The sequence below is a fragment of the Arthrobacter sp. KUASC02 genome, assembly GCF_059739395.1.
This window is the reverse complement of the sequence record NZ_AP046053.1, coordinates 2,758,761-2,776,505: the sequence shown is the minus strand read 5'-3', so window position 1 is coordinate 2,776,505 and position 17,745 is coordinate 2,758,761. Positions and strand designations below refer to the sequence as shown.

The 17,745-nt window shown below is 65.4% G+C and carries 15 protein-coding genes; 10 read left to right on the top strand and 5 right to left on the bottom strand.

Features of this window, described 5'->3' with window-relative positions; genetic code table 11:
• The first annotated feature begins 16 nt into the window (after positions 1-16).
• The 7 genes from AC6JAC_RS12890 to AC6JAC_RS12860 all read left to right on the top strand — a co-directional run bounded on the left by AC6JAC_RS12890 (position 17) and on the right by AC6JAC_RS12860 (position 8,824).
• Positions 17-694: a GntR family transcriptional regulator gene (locus AC6JAC_RS12890; RefSeq protein WP_028272945.1), complete on the top strand. Its 678-nt coding sequence runs from the start codon at positions 17-19 to the stop codon at positions 692-694.
• Positions 695-861: 167 nt separating this feature from the next.
• Entirely contained in the window at positions 862-2,160 is a 1,299-nt protein-coding gene (gene glyA, locus AC6JAC_RS12885) for a serine hydroxymethyltransferase (protein ID WP_028272946.1), read from the top strand.
• Positions 2,157-3,377, top strand: a complete 1,221-nt coding sequence (locus AC6JAC_RS12880; protein WP_497964972.1) for a sarcosine oxidase subunit beta family protein — start codon at positions 2,157-2,159, stop codon at positions 3,375-3,377. Before glyA ends, AC6JAC_RS12880 begins: the two co-directional genes overlap by 4 nt.
• A gap of 20 nt (positions 3,378-3,397) precedes the next feature.
• Positions 3,398-3,880 carry a sarcosine oxidase subunit delta gene (locus AC6JAC_RS12875; protein WP_497964970.1) on the top strand — a complete coding sequence of 161 codons (483 nt, stop codon included), beginning with the start codon at positions 3,398-3,400 and terminating at the stop codon, positions 3,878-3,880.
• Positions 3,877-6,822 carry a sarcosine oxidase subunit alpha family protein gene (locus AC6JAC_RS12870; RefSeq protein WP_497964968.1) on the top strand — a complete coding sequence of 982 codons (2,946 nt, stop codon included), beginning with the start codon at positions 3,877-3,879 and terminating at the stop codon, positions 6,820-6,822. The genes AC6JAC_RS12875 and AC6JAC_RS12870 overlap by 4 nt, the downstream gene beginning before the upstream one ends.
• Positions 6,815-7,450, top strand: a complete 636-nt coding sequence (locus tag AC6JAC_RS12865) for a sarcosine oxidase subunit gamma (protein WP_497964966.1) — start codon at positions 6,815-6,817, stop codon at positions 7,448-7,450. Before AC6JAC_RS12870 ends, AC6JAC_RS12865 begins: the two co-directional genes overlap by 8 nt.
• Positions 7,451-8,824 (top strand): L-serine ammonia-lyase, encoded by a 1,374-nt coding sequence (locus tag AC6JAC_RS12860; protein ID WP_497964964.1) that lies wholly within the window; start codon positions 7,451-7,453, stop codon positions 8,822-8,824.
• Positions 8,825-8,907: 83 nt separating this feature from the next.
• Here the strand turns inward: AC6JAC_RS12860 and AC6JAC_RS12855 are convergent, their stop codons facing one another.
• Complete coding sequence (locus tag AC6JAC_RS12855; protein ID WP_028272759.1) at positions 8,908-11,064, bottom strand: amylo-alpha-1,6-glucosidase; 2,157 nt, start codon at positions 11,062-11,064, stop codon at positions 8,908-8,910.
• Between the two features lie 502 nt (positions 11,065-11,566).
• On the opposite strand from AC6JAC_RS12855, the gene AC6JAC_RS12850 reads away from it, so the two are divergent.
• Entirely contained in the window at positions 11,567-11,887 is a 321-nt protein-coding gene (locus tag AC6JAC_RS12850; protein ID WP_197025017.1) for a hypothetical protein, read from the top strand.
• A 53-nt stretch (positions 11,888-11,940) separates the two neighbouring features.
• Here AC6JAC_RS12850 and AC6JAC_RS12845 read toward each other — a convergent pair whose 3' ends face one another.
• The 3 genes from AC6JAC_RS12845 to AC6JAC_RS12835 all read right to left on the bottom strand — a co-directional run bounded on the left by AC6JAC_RS12845 (position 11,941) and on the right by AC6JAC_RS12835 (position 13,866).
• Entirely contained in the window at positions 11,941-12,645 is a 705-nt protein-coding gene (locus AC6JAC_RS12845; RefSeq protein ID WP_028272758.1) for an SOS response-associated peptidase, read from the bottom strand.
• Positions 12,646-12,839: 194 nt separating this feature from the next.
• Positions 12,840-13,181: a hypothetical protein gene (locus tag AC6JAC_RS12840; protein ID WP_028272757.1), complete on the bottom strand. Its 342-nt coding sequence runs from the start codon at positions 13,179-13,181 to the stop codon at positions 12,840-12,842.
• Between the two features lie 127 nt (positions 13,182-13,308).
• Positions 13,309-13,866, bottom strand: a complete 558-nt coding sequence (locus AC6JAC_RS12835; RefSeq protein ID WP_028272756.1) for a putative immunity protein — start codon at positions 13,864-13,866, stop codon at positions 13,309-13,311.
• 149 nt (positions 13,867-14,015) lie between these two features.
• Here AC6JAC_RS12835 and AC6JAC_RS12830 point away from each other — a divergent pair, with 149 nt between their 5' ends.
• Positions 14,016-14,810 carry a hypothetical protein gene (locus AC6JAC_RS12830; protein WP_231511412.1) on the top strand — a complete coding sequence of 265 codons (795 nt, stop codon included), beginning with the start codon at positions 14,016-14,018 and terminating at the stop codon, positions 14,808-14,810.
• 33 nt (positions 14,811-14,843) lie between these two features.
• Positions 14,844-15,347 (top strand): DUF1801 domain-containing protein, encoded by a 504-nt coding sequence (locus AC6JAC_RS12825; RefSeq protein ID WP_454698469.1) that lies wholly within the window; start codon positions 14,844-14,846, stop codon positions 15,345-15,347.
• An 85-nt stretch (positions 15,348-15,432) separates the two neighbouring features.
• Here the strand turns inward: AC6JAC_RS12825 and AC6JAC_RS12820 are convergent, their stop codons facing one another.
• On the bottom strand, positions 15,433-17,736 hold the full coding sequence (locus AC6JAC_RS12820) for an exo-beta-d-1,3/1,6-glucosidase (protein ID WP_497964959.1): 2,304 nt from the start codon (positions 17,734-17,736) through the stop codon (positions 15,433-15,435).
• Positions 17,737-17,745 lie beyond the last annotated feature (9 nt).

Genomic DNA, 17,745 nt, shown 5'->3' with positions numbered 1-17,745 from the left:
GGAAAGGGGCAAGATTATGGCAGCTGAAGCGTTGGCGATTGTGGAAGATGCGGTCAAGAAGTCATTGGCGGACGTGGCGTACGAGCGCATCCGCGACCGGCTGCTGATGCTTGACATCAAACCCGGCGATCTCCTGTATGACGACCACCTCGCCAAGGAACTCGGTATGGGGCGGACTCCAGTGCGGGAGGCTTTGAAGCGGCTTGAGCTTGACCGCCTGGTGGTTTCGTACCCGCGGAGGGGTACTTTTGCCACCCGGGTGGACGTGACCGACCTTGCCTTCATTTCAGAAATCCGGACGCAGCTTGAACCTCTCGCAGCTGCACGTGCTGCCCGGGTGGCCACGGAGCGGCAACGCGAGCAGCTGCGGGCTGTGATGCGGGCTGTTGAATCCTTCGATACCCGTGCGGCCTCGGTAGTTGAAACCCTGCGCTTGGACGCGCGCGTACATCAAGGCATCTACGCGGCTGCGGCCAATCCCCACCTGGAGGACATCCTGATCCGGTACGACAACCTCGCCACCCGCATCTGGTGCATGGTGCTGGATCGCCTTCCCGATCTTTCCCGGCACGTGCATGAGCACCTGGACCTGCTCGGCGCTGTGATTGCCGGCGATGAGGCGCGGGCCGCTGACCTGGCGAGAGTCCACGTCAGCGGCTTTGAGGACGCCGTCCGCAAGGCGCTCTTCAGCTGATCTGAGCCCCGCGTTTGCCCGTGTTACCAAAAGCGCGGCCCTTAGGGCCGCGCTTTTGGCGTCTCCGGGAAGGGCTGAAAATCTGTTGACACCCATCGGCCTCGATAGCATACTTGAGTCACGAAACTAATATATCAACAGGATATTAGATAGAAGAGGAGATAAAGATGGTCGACGTTCTGACCCGTACGCTCGCAGAGACCGATCCTGCGATCCACGCAGCCGTTCAGCAGGAGCTCCTGCGACAGCAGGACACGCTGGAGATGATCGCCTCCGAAAACTTTGCGCCGAGTGCCGTCATGGAGGCACAGGGTTCGGTCCTGACCAACAAGTACGCCGAGGGCTACCCGGGCAAGCGCTACTACGGCGGCTGCGAGCACGTTGATGTGGTTGAGCAGCTGGCCATCGACCGTCTTAAGTCATTGTTCGGCTCCGAATTCGCCAATGTGCAGCCGCACTCAGGCGCCCAGGCCAACGCAGCGGCGATGTTCGCCCTGATCCAGCCCGGCGACACCATCCTGGGGTTGAACCTCGCGCACGGCGGCCACCTCACCCACGGCATGAAGATCAACTTCTCCGGCAAGCTCTATAAGGTGGTCCCGTACGGAGTCGGCGAGGACACCATGCTGATTGACATGGCTGAAGTCGAGCGCCTGGCGGTTGAGAACAAGCCGAAGCTCATCGTTGCCGGCTGGTCTGCCTACTCCCGCCAGCTCGATTTCGCCGAGTTCCGCCGGATCGCGGACCTCGTGGGCGCCTACCTGATGGTGGACATGGCGCACTTCGCCGGCCTGGTGGCCGCAGGGCTGCACCCCAACCCCGTTCCCCACGCCCACATCGTCACGAGCACCACCCACAAGACCCTCGGCGGTCCGCGCGGTGGTGTGATCCTGACCAACGACGCCGACATTGCCAAGAAGGTCAACTCCGCGGTGTTCCCCGGCCAGCAGGGCGGCCCGCTGGAGCACGTCATCGCAGCCAAGGCCGTGGCCTTCAAGCTCGCTGCCGAGCCGGCATTCCGCGACCGCCAGGAACGCACCCTGGAAGGCGCCCGCATCATTGCGGAACGCATGCTGTCTGCCGACGTTGCAGAGTCCGGCGTGACTGTCGTCAGCGGTGGCACCGACGTGCACCTGGTCCTGGTGGATCTGCGGAACTCGGAACTGGACGGCCAGCAGGGCGAAGACCGCCTGCACCGGATCGGTATCACCGTGAACCGCAACGCCGTGCCGTTCGATCCGCGCCCGCCGATGATCTCTTCGGGCCTTCGTATCGGCACGCCGGCCCTGGCCACGCGTGGTTTCGGGAAGGCAGAATTCACCGAGGTCGCTGACATTATCGCCGCAGCACTCAAGCGCGAATTCAGCGACGAGACCGCGGCGGAACTCCGGCAGCGGGTCGAAATCCTGGCCGGAAAGTTCCCGCTCTACCCCAACCTTTCTTCTGACGCGAACGAGGTGGCATGATGGCCGATCTGCTTCCGGAGCACCCGGATTTCCTTTGGCGTAACCCGGAGCCTAAGTCCTCTTATGACGCGGTGATTGTGGGCGGTGGCGGGCATGGCCTGGCTACGGCGTATTTCCTGGCGAAGAACCATGGCATGACCAACATCGCGGTCCTGGAAAAGGGTTGGCTGGCCGGCGGTAACATGGCCCGGAACACCACGATCATCCGTTCCAATTACCTTTGGGACGAGAGCGCGGCCATCTACGAGCACGCCCTGAAGCTCTGGGAAATCCTGCCCGAGGAACTCGAGTACGACTTCCTGTTCAGCCAGCGCGGGGTGATGAACCTCGCCCACACCCTGGGCGATGTCCGCGAGAGCATGCGCCGGGTGGGTGCGAACCAGCTTAACGGTGTGGACGCGGAGTGGCTGGACCCGAAGCAGGTCAAGGAACTCTGCCCGATCCTGAACATCAGCGATAACATCCGTTACCCCGTCATGGGCGCCACCTACCAGCCGCGCGCCGGCATCGCCAAGCACGACCACGTGGCCTGGGCCTTCGCCCGCAAATGCGACGAACTCGGCGTGGACATCATCCAGAACTGTGAAGTCACCGGCTTCATCAAGGACGGCAACCGCGTGGTGGGTGTCAAGACCAACAAGGGCACGATCAACACCGAAAAGGTGGGCCTCGCAGCCGCCGGGCACAGCTCGGTCCTGGCCGAAATGGCCGGTTTCCGGCTCCCGATCCAGTCCCACCCGCTGCAGGCACTGGTTTCCGAACTGCACGAGCCGGTCCACCCGACGGTGGTGATGTCCAACCACGTGCACGTGTACGTTTCGCAGGCCCATAAGGGTGAACTGGTGATGGGCGCGGGCGTGGATTCCTATAACGGTTACGGCCAGCGCGGGTCCTTCCACGTGATTGAGCACCAGATGGCCGCCGCGGTTGAGCTGTTCCCCATTTTTGCCCGGGCGCATGTGCTGCGGACCTGGGGCGGGATTGTGGACACGACCCTGGATGCTTCCCCGATCGTGGGCAACACCCCGGTGGAGAACATGTTTGTGAACTGCGGCTGGGGCACGGGCGGTTTCAAGGCGACCCCGGCTGCCGGGCTGACGTTCGCGCATAACATCGCCACGGGTGCCCCGCACAAGCTGAATAAGCCGTTTGCGCTGGAACGTTTTGAAACCGGTGCCCTGATCGATGAACACGGCGCAGCCGCCGTCGCCCACTAGCACCCAGAAAGAAGACGCACATGCTGCTCATCTCCTGCCCCAACTGCGGCTCGCGCGACGAGACCGAATTCCACTACGGCGGCCAGGCCCACGTGGCCTACCCGGAAAACCCGAACGACCTGACTGACCGCGAGTGGGCCGAGTACCTGTTCTACCGCGATAACACCAAGGGCACGTTCGCCGAGCGCTGGCTGCACAGCACCGGCTGCCGCCAGTGGTTCAACATGCTCCGCGACACCGTCACCTACGACATCCAGGCCGTCTACCCGATGGGCGCGCCCCGGCCGGACAACGCCGGGAAGCCGACCGCCGAGACGGGCACGGCCAGCCTGGCCGCGGACAGCACCACCACCGGCACCGCGGCGCCGAGCATCTCGGGCACCAGCATCGCCCCCACCAGCACCGGAACCGGCACCCACGCCAGCACCGGAACCGGCACCCACACCAGCACCGGAACCGGCACCAGCACCGGCACTATCGCCCCGGAAGGAGCAACCAAGTGACTTCCCAGAACGCCCGCCTCGCCGCCGGCGGACGCATTGACCGCACCATTTCCTGGCGTTTCACCGTGGACGGCGAGGAGTTCACCGGCCATCCCGGGGACACGCTGGCCTCGGCCCTGATTGCCAACGGCCGGATCTTGGCCGGTAACTCGTTGTACGAGGACCGCGCCCGGGGCATCATGTCCGCCGGCGTGGAGGAATCCAATGCGATGGTGAAGATCTCCCCGCGTTTCCCGGGCGATGTTGCCGAGTCCATGCTGCCTGCGACCACCGTGACCCTGGTGGACGGGTTGAAGGCTGAACTCCTTAACGGCCTGGGCAAGCTGGACCCGGACGAGGACCGTGCGGAGTACGACAAGAAGTACGTCCACACCGATGTCCTGGTGATCGGCGGCGGCCCCGCCGGCCTGGCCGCAGCCCGCGAGGCCGTCCGCACCGGCGCCCGCGTGATCCTGATGGACGACCAGCCCGAACTGGGCGGCTCACTCCTGTCCGGCTCCACCGCCCCCGGGCTGGCTGAGACCATCGAAGGCAAGCCGGCCCTGGAATGGGTCGCGGATGTTGAGGCCGAGCTCGTCTCCGGCGCCGAATGCACCGTGCTGAACCGCACCAGCGCTTTCGGCGCGTATGACGCGAACTACGTCATCGCGGTGCAGAACCGCACCGACCACCTGTCCAGCCCGGCCGCACCCGGCGTCTCCCGCCAGCGGATCTGGCACGTGCGTGCCCAGCAGGTGGTGCTGGCTCCGGGCGCGCATGAACGCCCGCTGGTGTTCGAGAACAACGACCGGCCCGGCATCATCCTGGCCTCCGCTGCCCGCAGCTACCTTAACCGCTACGCCGTCGCCGCGGGGCAGCGCGTGGTCATCAGCACCACCAATGACAGCGCCTACGCCCTGGCCGCTGACCTCCGCGCCGCCGGCGTCAAGGTCGCCGCCGTCGTCGACGCCCGCCCCGCCCTGACCCCGGTGGCGGCTGCCGCCGTCGAGGCCGGCACCCGGGTGCTGATCGGCAGCGCCGTCGCTGACACCTCCTCCTCTGCGGCGGACGGCCGCGTGGAGAGCGTCACCGTCCGGAGCATCAACGACGACGGCGAACTCACCTCCGGCGTTGAAGAGATCGCCTGCGACCTGCTGGCCGTTTCGGGCGGCTGGAGCCCGCTGGTGCACCTGCACTCCCAGCGCCAGGGCAAGCTGCGCTGGGACGACGAGCTCGCCGCGTTCGTGCCGGGCACCGTGGTCCCGAACCAGCAGACCATCGGTTCGGGCCGGGGCAGCTTCGAACTCGCGGACGTCCTGGCCGAGGGCATCTCGGCCGGCGCGTCGGCCGCCATCGCCGCGGGCTTCGAATCCGCCACGCAGCCGTCCCCGCTGGGGGAGCCGAAGGCGTCCGCGCCGACCCGGCAGCTGTGGCTGGTCCCGGGCCAGGCCGGCACCCCGGATGACTGGCACCACCACTTCGTGGACTTCCAGCGCGACCAGTCCGTGGCCGATGTCCTCCGCTCCACCGGGGCCGGCATGCGCTCGGTGGAACACATCAAGCGCTACACCTCGATCAGCACCGCGAACGATCAGGGCAAAACTTCCGGGGTGAACGCGATCGGTGTGATCGCCGCCGCGCTCCGCACCGCGGGCGAAGCCTCCCGCGGCATCGGCGACATCGGCACCACCACCTACCGGGCACCGTTCACCCCGGTCGCGTTCGCGGCCCTGGCCGGTCGCCAGCGCGGCGAGCTGTTCGACCCCGCCCGGGTGACGTCCATCAACCCGTGGCACGTTGCCAAGGGCGCCCTGTTCGAGGACGTGGGACAGTGGAAGCGGCCCTGGTACTACCCGCAGGCCGGCGAGGACATGGACGCCGCCGTGCTGCGCGAATGCGCCGCCGTCCGGGAGTCCGTGGGCTTTATGGACGCCACCACCCTGGGCAAGATCGAAATCCGGGGCAAGGACGCCGGTGAGTTCCTCAACCGGGTCTACACCAACGCGTTCAAGAAGCTCGCCCCGGGCTCGGCCCGCTACGGTGTGATGTGCGGTCCGGACGGCATGATTTTCGATGACGGTGTGACCCTGCGCCTGGACGAGGACCGGTTCTTCATGACCACCACCACCGGTGGTGCCGCGAAGGTCCTGGACTGGCTGGAGGAATGGCTGCAGACCGAATGGCCCGAACTGGATGTGCACTGCACCTCGGTGACCGAACAGTGGTCCACCATTGCCGTCGTCGGGCCCAAGTCCCGGGCGGTCCTGGCCAAGGTGGCCCCGGAACTCGCCGCCGACGGCGGGCTGGAAGCGGACGCGTTCCCGTTCATGACGTTCCGCGAAACCACCCTCGCCTCCGGCGTGCAGGCCCGGGTCTGCCGGATCTCCTTCTCCGGTGAACTGGCCTACGAAATCAACGTGCCCTCCTGGTACGGGCTGAACACCTGGGAAGCGGTGGCCGCGGCCGGGGCCGAATTCAACATCACCCCGTACGGCACCGAAACCATGCACGTGCTCCGCGCCGAGAAGGGCTACCCGATCGTCGGGCAGGACACCGACGGGACCGTCACCCCGCAGGACGCGGGCATGGAATGGATCGTTTCCAAGGCCAAGGACTTCATCGGCAAACGCTCCTACACCCGCACCGACGCCAGCCGGGAAGACCGCAAGCACCTGGTCAGCGTCCTTCCGGTGGACGGCACGCTCCGCCTGCCGGAAGGCACCCAGCTCGTGGAAAAGGGGATCAGCACCAGCCCCGCCTACGGCCCCGTCCCCATGCAGGGCTTTGTCACCTCCAGCTACCACAGCGCCGCCCTGGGCCGGTCTTTCGGACTGGCCCTGATCAAGAACGGCCGTAACCGCATCGGCGAGTCCCTGGTGGCTGTCGCCGGTGGCCAGCTGGTCGATGTTGTTGTCGCCGAAACCGTACTTTTTGACCCCGAAGGGACCCGCAAAGATGGCTAACACCCCAGCACTGACAGGCATCAATGGACTCCGGGACATCCGCCGCAGCCCCGCCTCGCACCTGGCCCCGGCACTGGAGACCGGCTCCGTCCCCGGCAAGGTTATCCTCGCCGAAGGCCCCTTCCAGACCATGGCCGGGGTCCGGGTGGACCCCCGCTCCGAGGAAGGGGCACGGATCGCTTCCGTGACCGGCGGACTGCCGGCACGCTGCGGCGAGGTCGGCGGCACCGGGCAGGTCAGCGTCCTCTGGCTCGGACCGGCGGAGTTCCTCGTGGTCGCCCCCGAGCAGGCCCACGACTCCCTCGGCGGTGACCTGATCCGGGCACTCACCGAAGCGCTGGGCGGCGCCCCGGGCCAGGTCGTGGACCTCTCCGCGAACCGCACCACGTTCGAACTCTCCGGCCCGCGGGCCCGGGCCGTCCTGGAAAAGGGCTGCGCCCTGGACCTGCACCCGCGCAGCTTCACCCCGGGAACCGCGCTGAACACCGAGGTGGGCAACATCCCGGTGGTCCTGCAGAAGACCGGGGAGGAAAGCTTCAGGCTCTTCCCGCGGGCCTCGTTCGCGGACTTCCTGGGCCGCTGGCTCCTCGATGCAATGCGCGAGTACGCCTCGCCCGAGGTCCCCTAAATGGCCCTCAGCGTCCTGGACCTGTTCTCCGTTGGCATCGGGCCGTCCTCCTCACACACGGTCGGCCCGATGCGGGCGGCGAAACTGTTCGCCGACGGACTCAAAGGCGACGGCCACCTGAGCTCCACCACCCGCGTCCAGGCAGAGTTGTTCGGATCGCTGGGTGCCACCGGGCGGGGCCACGGCTCGGACAAAGCCGTGGTCCTGGGCTTCAAGGGCCTGGACCCGGAAACCGTGGACACCACCACCGCGGACGACCAGGTCGCCGCCGCAGCCCTCGACGCCGAACTCATGATCGCCGGAACCCACCGGGTGGACTTCAACTGGGACGAGGACGTGGTCCTGCACCGGCGCAAGTCCCTCCCCGCCCACCCCAACGGCATGACGTTCCGCGCCCTGGACCACACCGGGGCCGTCCTCAGCGAACGGAGCTTCTACTCCATCGGCGGCGGCTTCGTCGTTGACGGGGACGCCGACGCCGGGGACCGTGTCGTTGCCGACGCCACCGTCCTGCCCTACCCCTTCAGCACCGCCGACGAACTCCTGGCAATCTGCCAGCGCGAGGGCATGTCCATCTCCGACGTGATGCTCGCCAACGAACTGACATGGCGGACTGAAACGGAACTCCGCGAGGAGCTGCTGAAGCTCTGGGCGGTCATGCGCGAATGCGTGGACAACGGCTGCGCCGCGGAAGGAATCCTTCCCGGCGGCCTGAACGTCAAACGGCGGGCGCCGTCGCTATTCAAAACCCTGACAGCGGACACCGGCGTGACCGACCCGCTCCGGGCGATGGAATGGGTGAACCTCTACGCGCTGGCCGTGAACGAGGAAAACGCCGCCGGCGGGCGCATCGTCACCGCCCCCACCAACGGCGCCGCCGGAATCGTCCCCGCCGTGCTGCACTACTACACCAAGTTCGTACCCGGCGCCAACGACGACGGGGTAGTCCGCTTCCTCCTCGCCGCGGCCGCCGTCGGAATCCTCTTCAAAATCAACGCCTCCATCTCCGGCGCCGAAGTAGGCTGCCAAGGCGAAGTAGGCTCCGCCTGCTCCATGGCCGCCGCCGGACTCTGCGAAGTCCTCGGCGGAACCCCCGAACAAGTCGAAAACGCCGCCGAAGTCGGCATCGAACACAACCTCGGCCTGACCTGCGACCCCGTCGGCGGACTGGTACAAATCCCCTGCATCGAACGGAACGCCATCGCCAGCGTCAAAGCCATCAACGCCGCACGACTCTCCCTGCACGGCGACGGAAGCCACAAAGTATCCCTCGACAAAGCCATCAAAACCATGCGTGAGACAGGAGCGGACATGAAAACCAAATACAAAGAAACCTCCCGCGGAGGCCTCGCCGTCAACGTCATCGAGTGCTGACCTGGTGAGGTAGCCATAGCCCCGGGTGTCAAGATCCACCCGGGGTTTCTGCCGCAAACATGCCTGGCTTAACAGGCGTCCTGCTAGCCTTCGTTTCCCAGTTTGGCTTGTTCCACGAGTTCAGTCAGCCACGGCCGATATCCACGGTGGAAGACTATTCCCTCTGGCAGGCCCTGCACGGAAGGTTCTGAAGCCGTGACGTCGATGGTGATCCGGCCTGCCGCCATGGGCGCGTTGGTGATGTGCAGGTCGCCGTAGGAGTCCGGGAGCGCCGGGTCCATCCAGAATCCGCCCCGGGAGATATGGGCGTCGTACCGCATCAGGCTCGTCACAAGCATGATCGGTGTCGTGGCCGCCCAGGCCTGTGGAGAGCATGCAGTGGGATATGGCACGGGCTCGGCGACCTGCTCGCGGCTGAAGCCGCAGAACAGCTCCGGGAGTCGGCCTTCGGTGTAGTCGGCTGCTTCGAAGAGGGCGGTTGAGATCCTCTGCGCCTCTTGTACAAAACCGTAGCGCATCAGGCCGGCGGCGATGACCGCGTTGTCATGCGGCCAGACCGAGCCGTTGTGGTAGCTGGCGGGGTTGTAGGCGCCCATGTCACTGGCGAGGGTTCGCACGCCCCAGCCGCTGAACATTTCGGGGGACATGAGACGTTCAGCCACCTTCGGGGCTTTGTCTTCATCGACGATGCCGTGCCACAGGCATTGGCCCATGTTGGATGCGCACGCATCGACCTGCCGTTTCTTGCCGTCCAGAGCGATGGCGTAGTAGCCGCGGTCAGGCATCCAGAACTGTTCGTTGAACCTCTTCTTTAACTGTGCGGCGTCCTCCGTAAGCCGGGCCGCCAAAGCCGAGTCACCGGCGTCGTACGCCATCCATGCCCGGGACAAGAACGCAGAGTAGGTCAGGGCCTGGACTTCGCAGAGCGCGATGGGCGGCTCCGCCACACGCCCGTCGGCGAAGTTGATTCCGTCCCAGGAGTCTTTCCAGCCTTGGTTGATGAGGCCCTGCTCGTTGAGCCGCTCATACTCGACAAACCCGTCACCGTCCTTGTCACCGTATGTCCGGATCCAATCCAGTGCGCGGTCGGCGTGGGGCAGCAGCGCGGAAATGGTGTCCTTGGCAAAACCCCAACGGCTCACGGACGCGAGGGTCATCACGAATTGCGGGGTCGCGTCGACGCTGCCGTAGTAGACGGACTTGCCGCCCAGGGAGAGCCCGCTGGACACGCCGAGCCTGACCTCGTGCAGGATCTTGCCCGGCTCCTCCTCGCTCATCGGATCCACCACACTGCCTTGCCGGTCAGCCAGTGTCTGCAAGGTCCCGAGTGCCAGTGACGGGTCCACCGGTAGTGCCATTTCCGAGGCCCAGAGGGAGTCCCGGCCAAATAGCGTCATGAACCACGGTGCGCCGGCGGCCACCACGATCCGCTCCGGGTGGGCGGGGTCCTCGATGCGGAGGGCGCCCAGGTCGTCGTAGCTGCGACGAAGGGTCCGCTCGATGGAGCGGTTACCCATGTGCAGTTTGGGAATCTTCGCGACCCATTCCTGGCGGCGACGGTCGCTGGGAGAAACCTCACCTGGAACCGGACGAACGAACGGTGCCACGCGGCCGGTGCCGTCGACGGCGGGCACTACGTTCACCCGGGTGCTCCAGTGTCCGCGCGCCGGAACGACCACCCGGTAGGTCAGGGCCTCCGGGGTGACGTCTGCGCCACTCGCATTAACGACCACGCCCTTGCGGACGTCCTGCCAGGCTGCCTCAATGGTGAGTGAGTCGCCCTCCGTTTGGCGGACTTCCTCCCACCGCCGCTGGACACGTGCCTCCTTGACTTCAAAGAGGTCCGCGAAGTCCGATTCAACGTTGAAGGTGACCACACAGTCGGTTTCGTCCAAAGAGTAGTTCCGGATGGTGATCTCCTCCGTGATCCCTGCACCCACTTCCCGCAGGCGCTCCACGATCAGGGGGCTGTCCGCGTATCCGTCGGACCGGGGAACGCGGCCGATAAACAAGGCCCGATAGGGTTCCATCGTCGAAGCTGTCAGCGCCTCCAGCGGCTGCCCATTGATTGCCAGGTTCCAGCGCGACAGGATGCGGGTGTCCTCGTAGAAGACACCGTGCGGATGTTCCGGGTGGATGTCGCCATTGGCCAACGAAATACAGAAGGATGAACCCTCCACCAAAGTAACCGTCCCGGACCCTACGGGCCCAGCAGCCGTGTCAGCATTCCATCCAGCCATCCCCGCCTCCTCAAACGGCTCAAGACCGGGGCGACGGCACGGGCTCTAGGTGGAACCGTCGATCGCCGCAGTACTCCGTTGGATTGACGCTACGCCTCTACGGGGTTTGATAACAGGCACTGTGGCCTTCCAATCTTCGGCTGGCCCTGCCGGGGTGCTGACGAGAGGCTGCCCCACCGTGATCCGGGCACTGGCGTAGCTACCGCCGAGAGTTGTTTCCAAGGAAAACGACCTCTCATAAAAAGTGTAAGCCGACGTCCCGGATTGGGCTGGAGTATCAGCTACCTGCTCTTTCTGCCCGGTCACACCCCTTTTTGAAGGAAAAGCCGGCGAGGCTCGCACCGCCCTTGCGTCATTAAGGTCGCTCCCGGGCCGGTTGGCGTGGCCTCCGGGCCGGTAATTCCCGCGGGCGCGTTTGGGGGCTGTCAACCGCATGACTGGAGGCGTACTCTAAACGGAATTCACCTCATGACAAGACGTATTGGAAGGGGTACAGGCAGGAATGAGCCTCAAGGACGAGTGGGACCGTCTCGATTCCGAGACCCGGACCTGGCTTCTGGAAAATCCGGGATGTCTGGTGGTGCCCCGTACTGTGTCTGCAAAAATCAGCAAGGAAGCCCGCAAGGACTTCGAGTGTGATCCGCACGGGCAGATTGTGCTTTCGCGGGCCGATCACGATTTCATCCGGGAGAAAGCGGAGGCTGCCGGAACCATCCGTGTTCCAGCGACCGACTATCAGTTTTTCGACACAGCAGCTGTTCCCGTTGTCAGGAGAGCGCCGTCCGGAAGGCATGCCGCGGCGTCACCGGACGATGGTGAGTAGGAACAGTTAAGAGGGCGTTCTAAACCGCCGGCGTTCGTCATAGACGAGGTCGTTCAGGAGGCCGGTTCAATGAGTTCCGGCCCGTCGTTCCGGACGCTGTTCACCCGGTCGCTAACGACGCGCGGAGTAAGAACCGGCTCCGGGATGCCATTCAGGAGCTGCTGCACGGCATCTTTGTCGGTCGTTCCAGGGTTTAGCCAGTCCGCGTACATGGCTGGAGGGACGATAACGGGGGCGCGGTCGTGGACGTGCCCGAGCGTGTCATGGGCCGTCGTGGTGAGGACCGTGCAGCTGAGGAGCCAGCGCCCGGGATCGTCCTCGGGCAGAGACGGGTCCGGCCAGAACTCGTAGAGGCCGGCGAAGGCGAGGACGTCGTCCGTCTCGGAGTAAAGGTAGTTCGGGATCTTCTTCCCGTCCTCGGTCTTCTGCCATTCGTAGTAGCCCTCCGCGGGAATCAGGGCTCGGCGCTTCACGGCTGCTTTGCGGAACGAGGGCTTCACCAGGATGGATTCGCTCCGGGCATTGATCAGCCGAGAGCCGATCTTGAGGTCTTTGGCCCAGGACGGGACCAGGCCCCAGCGGGCGATCAGCAGCCGCCGGTCAATAGCGCCCTCGTCCAGCCTTTCGGCGATGATCGGAACGTCCTGTGTAGGGGCCACGTTCCAGCTCGGCGCGGGCGGGGTGCCCTCGATTTCCTTGGCATCAAACTTCGAGAGAAGATCCCCGGTCGCCTTTGACATCACGTATCTGCCGCACATGCGCCCATTCTGCTACACGGGAGGGTGGCCGGAAATCCCTCAGGCGGCGAACGGAACCAAAGTCTATGACGCCTCCGGTTGAGCGGCGTGAGTGAGCGCTACCTGTTTCCCCGCCGCGGGTTTCCATCGCGTACTCGCGTACTCGCGCTTCGTGCTTCCATCCGGTCGGCCCTGCCATATGGGCTTTCGGCTCTCTATGAATCTGCGTTCCGGCCCGCTTTGAGCCACAAAGTATCGCCGTCGACCCGGTCCAGCTCATCCGAGGCGAAGTAGCCGTGCCCGGCCAGGAAACCGGACCTGTTGACCTTTACATAGCCGATCCGCAGGAGCCTTTCTGCAGCGTGCCGAGGCAGGCTGGAGGAAACAGCAAAGCTTTCGATCACGGTGTTGGCGAGGCCTCCTGTTTCCGGGTCAGTCTGGCCGTCTGAGGTCACTGCCTCCGGGTCACCCATTTTCAGGTCCTCGACTTTGCCAATCTTCTTCCCGTCAGATGCCACGACGTGCATTCCTTCATGCACCTGCTCCATGATCTCCATGACATTTCTCCCTCGTGCACGAAATCCCGGAAAGTACAACAAGTTTAAGTCTGCCGGGTAGCCGGCGGCCATAGCCTGCGGCAGCACCGAACGTGCCTCCGGACAGGACCGCGGGTGGGCAGCAGTTTCAGTTGGGGGAGGCAGGCCGGTCAGGGCGAGCCAGGTCGGCCTGGATCGCGCGGATGATCGTGGCGAGGATGCCGGACGAGAGCAGTCCTGGACCCAGCGGACCGGCGGAATTTTCACCTAGCGGCGGCAAGCGTCGAAGCGCAGACCGGGCTTCGTCAGTCATGTGCTCGAGTTGCCACCGGACTTCGTCGTCGACCGTCCCGGGTCGATGGGGTGCTGCCAGCCCGGCCGCTTTCGCGGCATAGGCGGCGGCGCCCAAGGCGTGCGCTCCCATGTGGGCGACGGCTGCGGCTTGCGTGGCAGACCGGGCGGCAGCCACCGCAGCAGGGCTGTCTACCTCTCCTGCGGCACGGCCGGCAACAAACCGCCGGCGGATCTCGTCGGCGGCACTGAGCTCACCGCGGGCGAAGGCCCGGGCTCGGGCGATCGCATCACGGGGGCGGCCATCTGCCGGCGCCTCTGCCTCAAATAAGGCCACGACCCGCTCAGCGCAGTCGGCTGCCCAACTTGCGACGACGCGGCGCTCGGCCTCACTTAGCGTCTGCGGAGAAGCCATATCAGTACCCTACACACGGCTTCCGGCCCCGACCCTGGAACGGGCCGTTTTCCTCAGCGATAGCCAACGGCTCTCCGCTGCCCCGCGCCGTACTCAACCGCAGGGACGGACGACGGCGGACCCGCCTCCCGCATTGCTACAGTGAGCCCATGAGCATGGCTGAAGGGGAACAAAACCCGCCGGACGCCCGGGCAGGGGCCCTGCCCAACGGCGCCGTCGGCGTCGGTCCGGCTGCTGTTGCGCCCGTAACTGGGAGGGTCCGGAATCCTGATTCCTTGCCACCTGTTCCGCCCTCTGTCCCGGTGGCTCAGCGTCTGCCTGCCTGGCTGATCCGGAATCCGCTTTATGCAGGCTGGGTTTGGACCGGTTTCTGGGCGTTGCTGATCGTCGTTGACGAGTTCGTGGACCTCGCCGGCTGGACCTGGTACGTGCTGGTGGGGATGGCGGCCCTGCCCACACTGGCCTGCACTGTGGCCGTGCTCCATGCGACCCCGCGTCGCTACCTCAAGCCCCAGAAGGAATCGGTGCTCGCGCACTTCTTTGTCCGGTTCCTCGCGCTGACGGCCGCGTTTCTGGTGTGGGGCCTCTCTGTCGTGGCCAGCGCCTCGATTTCCACAACGGTGCAGGCACTGGCCGGGAACTCGGAACGTGCCGTGACGTCATTGGGGTTCAATCTGCTCCTTGCGGCGGTCCCGCTGGTTGTGTCGGTGTTGTGGATGGCGCTTATCGTGCGCTGCGCGTGGTTCCTGCGCCGTCTCCGCGGGTGGCGGCAGATCCCGGAAGAGTCGCGGCTGCCCAAGAGGTTCCTGCGGCATTCGCCCCAACTCCGGCGCGTTGTGGTGGGTCTGGCCCACCCGGGCCTGCTTTTGGTGGCTGGGCTTGGCACGTCGGTTCTGGCGCTCTTCCTCAGTGCCGTGGAACTCACGCTCAACCTGATTGCCTGAGGACCGGCGGCGTCCCGGGAGGCGTGAGGAATAATGCTCTCCATGACCAGTAGGGAGATCGGTAAGAGGGAAGCCCAAGAGCCGGCCACGCACGCCGGGGCAGATGCCGATGCTGCCGCGACGCTGCCGGAAGCCATGACCGGCAGGGCCAGCCCCGCGAAAGCGGCGGTCGGAGACAAGCCGGTCTTCGCCTATATCGCCAGCCTGCCGCAGCCGCAGCGCGGCATCGCCGAAGCGGTCGATGCGCTGGCGGCGAAGACGCTGCCCGGCCTCCGGCGCTCCGTGAAGTGGGGCATGGCTTACTACGGTGTCGGCGACGGATGGTGTTTCAGCTGCGGCGGCTTTGCCGGCCATGTGAAGCTCATGTTCATCAATGGTGGGGCGCTCGAGCCTGTACCGCCGGTGACACCGGTCGGGATGGGCAAGTCGACGCGGGGCGTGGAGCTCGAATCCATCGAGGACATCGACGAACGACAGATTGCGGCGTGGATGAAGCAGGTCGCGTCCGTGCCGGGTGTCGGGGGTAAAAGGCGTTGAACCCGAGTTAACCTGCCTTCTGACCCCTTTGGCCGCCCCAATCGGGGCCTCGGACTTGACGTCTCCTGACCGGGTCTTGCGGGGGCTATGCGGTGATCCGGAATTCTGCCTTCAGCATCCCGGCGTCGCGGGAGTTCTTGCCGACCAGGAGCTCAAAGACACCCGGTTCGACGACTCGGTGGCCGTTTTGGTCCACGAGGGAGCATGCGGAGGCCGGGAGGGACAGTTCGACGTCGACGGATTGTCCGGGCCCGACGCGCACCCGCGTGAACGACTTCAGCTCGCGTTCTGCCCAGGTCACACTGGTGACGACGTCGGTGACGTAGGCCTGGACGGTCTCGATGGCAGGCCGGTTTCCGGTGTTTCTGAGGGTTACGACGGCTTGCACTGTGTCGTTAGGAGTAACTGATTCGTTGAGGATTCGGAGCCCGGAGTATTCGATGGTGGTGTAGCTGAGGCCTTCGCCGAATGCGAACAGCGGGTCTTGGGACAGGTCTGCGTAGCGGTCGCCGTGCTGGCCCCGGATTTGGTTGTAGTAGATCGGGAGTTGACCGGCGTGGCGTGCGAAGGAGATGGGCAGCCGGCCGGTCGGTTCGATCAGCCCCAGGATCAGTTCCGCGACGGCCCGGCCACCCATCATGCCGGGGTTGAACGCCTCGATGATGGCTGCGGCGTCGAGGACGGACCGCGGCAGGACCGAGGGCTTTGATTGAACGAGAACGACGACGACGGGAACGCCGGTTTTGATGAGGCGGTCCACAAGCTCGATTTGGCCGCCTTGGAGTTCCAGGGTTGCCGTCGATTTGGTCTCGCCGGCCAGCGCCACGGTGTCGCCGATGACGGCGACGACGTAGTCGGCGTTCCGGGCAGCCTGGACCGCTTCCTGGAGCATGGCCTCATCGGTCCCGGCTGCCAGGAACATCGGAGGCCGCGGCTGTCCGTCGGCGTAGGTGGGTCCTGCCGGGTCCGGCACGAGCCGCCCGATGTCGGCCCCTCGGGCATGGGTGACGGTCCAATCCTCCGGCACGGCTGCGCGGAACCCGTCGAGCACGGTTGAGGTCAGGTGCCTTGGGTGACCGTCAGGCAGCCAGTTGATTTGCCCGGAGGCGCCGGCCCAATCGCCCAGCTGTGCGTGGGGGTCATCGGCGTTGGGACCGATGATGGCAATCGTTCGTGGCTCGCCGGAAATTCCGGCCCTGACCGTGCCCGACGGGACCAGACCGCCGTCGAGCGGCAGCGTGCCGTCGTTGGTGAGAAGGACGAGCGAGCGTCGGGCCATTTCCAGGTTGACTGCGGCGTGCTCTGCGGAGCCGATGACCTTGGCCTGCCGGGCCGCGTCCGGGATGCGGGGATTCTCGAACAGCCCGAGTTCGAATTTCAGTGTCAGCAGCCGGCGCACGGCGTCGTCGATCAGCCGCTCGTCCAGATCACCGCGCCTGACGGCCTCCTGCGCTCCTTCGAAGAACTGCGGCGTCGTCATAACGAGGTCGTTCCCGGCTTCCACTGCGACGGTTGCTGCCTGGACGTCGTCCTCGCAAACCTTCTGTTCCCACACCATGCGCCCTACATTGTCCCAGTCGGTGACCAGCGTGCCGGTGAATCCCCACTCGCCCTTGAGGACGTCGTTGAGCAGCCACTTGTTGGCTGTCACGGGGATTCCGTCGATGGCCTGGTATCCGAGCATGAAGGTGCGGCACCCGGCTTCCACTGCTTCCTGGAATGGCGGCAGGAACCACGACCGCAGTTTCCGCCGGCTGATGTCCGCCTCGCTGGCGTCCCGGCCACCCTGGGTTTCTGAGTATCCCGCGAAGTGTTTCGCGGTGGCGAGGATGGCGGTGGTGTCTGTGAGTCCGTTTCCCTGGTAGCCGCGGATCATGGCTTTTCCGAGGGCGCCGATCAGGTGCGGATCCTCGCCGAAGGTCTCGTTGACCCGGCCCCAGCGTAGGTCACGGCTGATGCAGAGGACGGGGGAGAAGGTCCAGTGCAGCCCGGTGGAAGCGACTTCGACGGCCGTGGCGCGGGCTCCCTTTTCCACGAGGGCAGGGTCCCAGGTACTCGCCATGCCAAGTTGCGTTGGGAAGATAGTGGCTCCGGGCCAGAATGAGTGGCCGTGGATGCAGTCGTCTGCCATCAGCAGGGGGATCTGCAAACGCGTGGTGAGCAAGAGTTTGCGTGATTCCATAATGCGTTCGGGGGAGGCGTGCAGGAGTGATCCGGCCAGTTTGCCGAGCACCAGGTCCTCGATGTTCCCGCGGGCGTCGAGCTGCAGCATCTGGCCCACCTTCTCCTCCAGCGTCATCCTGCCCAGCAGGTCATCAACCCGTTCCGGGATGGGCAACGCGGGGTTGGTGTAAGGAGCGGTGCGGAGGTCGCTCTGCGGTGTGTTCACGGGGATTCT